This window comes from Odoribacter sp. N15.MGS-14, from assembly GCF_000980245.1.
GTDB lineage: Bacteria > Bacteroidota > Bacteroidia > Bacteroidales > Marinifilaceae > Odoribacter > Odoribacter splanchnicus.
The window spans coordinates 1-5,254 of the sequence record NZ_LARE01000108.1 but is presented as its reverse complement, the minus strand read 5'-3'; the positions used below and the strand labels follow the sequence as shown (position 1 = coordinate 5,254).

Sequence of the window (5,254 nt, the reverse complement as noted above, 5' to 3'; positions counted from 1 at the left end):
TATTGGGTACGAAATTTAATGTGGCTTCTTACGATAACGACGAGCAGGTTACGACAACGTTGGCGGAAGGGAGTGTCGAAGTGGGAGATGAAAAAGGTTCTGTGCGGCTGAAACCGGAAGAACAAGCTCTGTTTTGTAAAGGCGATCGGTCGCTTCGGGTACAAAAAGTAGATGTCGGTATGTATCTGGCTTGGAAAGACGGGAAATTTATATTCGAAGAACAGTCGTTGGAGCAAATTATGAAACAATTGCAGCGTTGGTATGAAATGTCTGTGTTTTATACCAATGAAGAAGTAAAACAATATACCTTCAGTGGTGATTTGAAAAAATATGATGATTTTGACAAAATTATCCGGATGCTCGAGGAAGTGTCCGGTATAAAAATCTCTATAAAAGAGAATTGTGTTGTGATAGGGACGAAATAAAGAACGGAAGGCATCCTACCTCCTTCCGTTCCCTGTGAACTTTCGTCCACATTATTAATTAAATATATACAAATCTATGAAAAAAAATCGAATGTATGCTCTTCGTCCCGGAGAGTATGTGTTAAAATTCCTAAAGATTATGCGACTTGGGATTTACTTGGTTTTACTGACAACATTTACAGTCAGTGCTAACGGCTTTTCTCAAAAAGTTAAGGTGACGCTCAATTTAGAGCAACGGTCGATACTGGAAATTATCAAAGAACTGCGGAAAGTTTCGGATTACCAGTTTTTGTACCGGGTGGATGAACTCAGGAAATGTGGGAAAAGAGACCTGAAGGTACAGGATGCAGGAGTCGAGGAAGTGATGAGACAATTGCTCGACGGTACTCATTTGACCTGGCGTTTGGACGATGATGTAATTCTGATTAAGACGGCACCGAAGACGGCGGCACCTGCAGTTCCCCAAAAGGTGAGAACGGTACAGGGAGTTGTGTCGGATACCGAAGGGGGAAAACTACCCGGGGTTACGGTGATATTGAAAGGAACTACGCTGGGAGGTGTGACGGATGCCGAAGGAAACTTTAAATTCGAAATTCCCGATCAGAAAGATATGATCCTGGTATTTTCGTTCGTCGGTATGAAAAAACAGGAAGTGAAGTATACCGGACAGGAAAATTTGCATATAGTCCTGGAAGACGATATTGCCGAAATGGAAGAGGTGGTGGTGAACGGTATTTTTACCCGTAAAAAGGAGAGTTTTACCGGATCGACGACTACTTTTACTTCGAAAGAACTCAAAATGGTCGGGAATCAGAGTGTATTACAGAGTTTAAAGACCCTCGATCCTTCATTTGCCATTATCGAAAACAATGAGTTCGGTTCCGACCCCAACCATTTGCCCAATATCGAGATTCGGGGTAAAAGTAGTATCGTAGGCTTAACCGATGAATATGAAACCGATCCGAATCAGCCTTTGTTTATTCTGGATGGATTCGAATCCGATTTGGAGACTATCAACGATTTGAGTATGGACCGGGTACAAAGTATCACCGTATTGAAAGATGCTGCAGCTACAGCCATTTATGGTTCGAAAGCAGCTAACGGTGTCGTGGTCGTCGAGACTAAATTACCTGCCATGGGATCGCTTCGGGTAAACTATAACGGTAATCTGCAGTTGACTTTTGCCGATCTGTCGGATTATAATCTGATGAATTCTTATGAGAAACTGACTTTCGAACGCCTGGCCGGTTGCTATCGTTTGATAGACGATGAGGGAAATATTTTAGACGAAGAACAGGATCAGATCTATAATGACCTGATGAAAGAAGTGGCTCGCGGAGTAGATACCTATTGGATGAACGAGCCTCTGCGTTTTGCTACTACGCATAAACATACGCTTTCGATTGAAGGGGGAGACGCTACTTTCCGGTATGGTGCCGGATTAAGCTATGGCAAGACCGAAGGGGTGATGAAAGGCTCTGACCGGGAAGTGATGAATGGAAATATCCGTTTGATCTACCGTAAGGGAAAATTATCTTTTACGAATAATCTGAATATCAATTATTCGAAAGCCGATCGGGAACCGGTTGCTTTTTCTGAATTTGCCAAGGCAAATCCTTATTTCCGGAAATACGATGAAAATGGTGAGTTAAAGAAAATATTGTTTCAAAACTATGCAGCAACTTACTATAATCCGCTGTATGATATGAACCAAACCAATTTCGAAGAAACCAAGACAACCGGTTTTACAAATAATTTTGAAGTAGACTGGAGAGTGATCGATGAGTTAAGGGTGCGGGGACGTTTCGGCTTGACCAAATCGAACGAACAGATGAAAAAATTCCGGTCTCCTTTCAATACAGAATTTAACAGTCAGGCAGATATTGCGAATAAAGGAAGTTATGAAGAGAGAAATACTCAAAACTTGAATTATGATGGTGATTTTAGTTTGACATATGGGAAATTATTTAATGAGAAACATATGGTAAATGTGGTCGGCGGAATGCGTCTGAGTCAGAATGGATCGAATAATAGTGCTTATAAAGTTCAGGGCTTTATCGATGATGAATTTTCCAACCCTGCTTTTGCATTAGGTTATCAGAAAGACGGTAACGCTACTTATCAGGATTCTAAAAAACGGGCAGTCAGTTATTACCTGAATTTCGGATATGCTTATGACGACCGTTATTTGCTGGATGTGAATTACCGTTCGGACGGTTCTTCCGTGTTCGGTTCGGACAGGCAGTTTACGAATACCTGGTCTGTGGGTTTGGGGTGGAATATTCATAAAGAAGCTTTTTTCAGTGATATAGAGGGTATTAGTTTGTTGAAATTGCGGGCTTCTATCGGTAATCCCGGGAACCAGAATTTCGATGATTATATCTCTACCCGGATTTATTCCTATAATACCGACAATATGAATATTTTCGGTTCGAGTGCAATCGTTTCGAATCTTGGTAACCGCAATCTGGAATGGCAGAAGACCTTGGACCGGAATATCGGTTTCGATATTATTTTCCTCGACAATCGTTTGAGGGTCAATTTCGATTATTTTAATAAAAGAACCGATCCGTTATTGGTACAGATAGGTACGGCTTCTTCGACCGGTGTAAAGACGCTTCCCCGCAATGTCGGAAAACAAATCACCGAGGGGATAACCCTGACGATGAATTATTCTATCATACGTAGAGAAGATATGTTTTGGTCCGTGAATATGAATTTGCGTCATCAGACATCGGAATATAAAGAGGTGAGCGAAGTATTGACGAAATATAATTTAGATAACCGGAACCGTAATCTGACCCGTTATTACGACGGTGGAAGTCCTTCCGATTTATGGGCGGTGAGATCTTGTGGTATCGATCCGGCAACCGGGCGTGAAATTTTCCTGGATAAGAACGGAGAACAGACTTTTGTGCATAATTACGATGATGAAGTCGTAGTCGGAAACAGTGATCCGAAAGTGGAGGGGGTGATCGGTACTTCTTTCTATTACAAAGGTTTTTCTGCTTCTATTAATTTACGCTATCGTTTGGGTGGGCAGATTTTTATGCAGACCCTTTATGATAAAGTAGAAAATCTTTCTTCTTCAAAGAAATGGGAAAATCTGGATAAGCGGGCATTGTACGATCGTTGGAAACAACCCGGTGATCAGGCTAAATTCAAATCTATCGCCAGCAGTGAAGTGACGCCGATATCTTCCCGTTTTGTCGAAGATAATAATGTGTTGTCGGGAGAATCGATTTCGTTGGGATACGAAAGTACAGCTCCCTGGTTAAAACATATCGGAGCTTCTTCGATGTCTGTCCGGGCTTATATGAACGATATTTTCCGGATTTCGACCGTAAAAAATGAACGTGGTCTGAGTTATCCTTTTGCCCGTTCGGTGTCCTTTTCATTAGGTGTGACGTTCTAAAATGTAATATTAACTGATTGAGATATGAAAACGAAAATAAAATATGGTTGGCTTTTATGCCTGTTGGTTTTCAGTGCCTGTAATTCCTGGATAGATATAACGCCCTCCGATCGTTTGAATGAAGATATGCTTTTCGAAGATAGACAGGGATTTGAAAAAGCGATTAACGGTGTATATGTGGGATTGGTCGATCGTTCACTTTATGGCCGGAATTTGAGTGCCGGGGTGATCGATTTGATGGCTCAGTATTATAAATACGGGAATGGGTCTGATTTTAATTCCATGCTCGGCGCTTATAAATATGAGGAGCAGAATGTCAAAGATGTATTTCAGGTTATCTGGGAAAAGGTTTATGCGCTGATATTGAATTGTAATATCATTATCGAAAAATGTGATGAACGGCAAGACGTTTTACCCGGTGTATATTACGGTTTGTATAAAGGTGAAGCGTTGGCTTTAAGGGCGATGCTCCATTTGGATATGTTGCGTCTGTTCGGACCTGTTTACGATGAAACTTCTAAAACGGCCGAATGTATCCCCTACGTAACCAATACCGATGCTCAGATTTCTCCTTTACTGTCTGCTGAAGTTGTTTTGGAGTCGGTGATCGGAGATTTGAAAACTGCTCTGAATTTACTGAAAGAGTCCGATCCGGTTTTGACGGATGGGGTACGGAACGAGGGAAACAGTATCGGAGATAATGCATTGAATTACCGTCAGTTCCGGTTGAATTATTATGCTGTAAAAGCTTTGTTGGTCCGGGCTTATGCCTGGGGACACGATAAAAGTAATGCGTTGGTTACTGCCGAAGAGATTCTGCGTGAAGTACAGGTGGAAGGGGCGGAGATATTCCCTTTTGTAACCCATGCGGCAGCTACCGATGTTTCTAAACCTGACCGGGTATTTTCTTCGGAAGTGATGTTTTCGTTATATGATTCCTACCGGGGTACAGAGATTCAGGATAAGTTGTTCCTGCCGACCCTGGACCAGATATATACTTTCACGGGTAAACGTTTGGAATTGGGGAAAGACTATTCTTTTTACGCTTCTGAAAACGATTATCGTCGTAATATTTGGGCAAGTTATAGCAATGCCGGAAAACTGATCGACTATCATCGGAAATATGAAGATATAACAACGAGTGGGGCTGAGTTATTGAATAAGATGGTTCCTTTGATCCGGTTGAGTGAGATTTATTTGTTGGCTGCTGAATATACCGATGACTTTGTAACCGCCAAAGGGTATTTGGATCGGATACGGAATAGCCGGAATTGTCCTAGCTCGGTGGCAACCGAGCCGACCTTGATGGAGGAGATTACAAAAGAATGCCGGCGGGAATTTTTAGGGGAAGGACAAATGTTTTTCTTCTATAAACGGAGGGCTGAGCAACAGCTTCCGAACGGAAAATTCGAGA

General features: G+C 41.9%; 3 protein-coding genes. All 3 read left to right on the top strand.

Features of this window, described 5'->3' with window-relative positions:
- Nucleotides 1-425 (top strand): FecR family protein (locus WS34_RS14015; protein WP_046405573.1); only part of this gene is annotated, 425 nt, incomplete at its 5' end.
- Nucleotides 426-501: 76 nt separating this feature from the next.
- On the top strand, nucleotides 502-3,840 hold the full coding sequence (locus WS34_RS14010) for a SusC/RagA family TonB-linked outer membrane protein (protein ID WP_286693811.1): 3,339 nt from the start codon (nucleotides 502-504) through the stop codon (nucleotides 3,838-3,840).
- A gap of 24 nt (nucleotides 3,841-3,864) precedes the next feature.
- Nucleotides 3,865-5,254, top strand: a 1,390-nt coding sequence (locus WS34_RS14005; protein ID WP_046405571.1) for a RagB/SusD family nutrient uptake outer membrane protein, incomplete at its 3' end; no start/stop codon positions are given.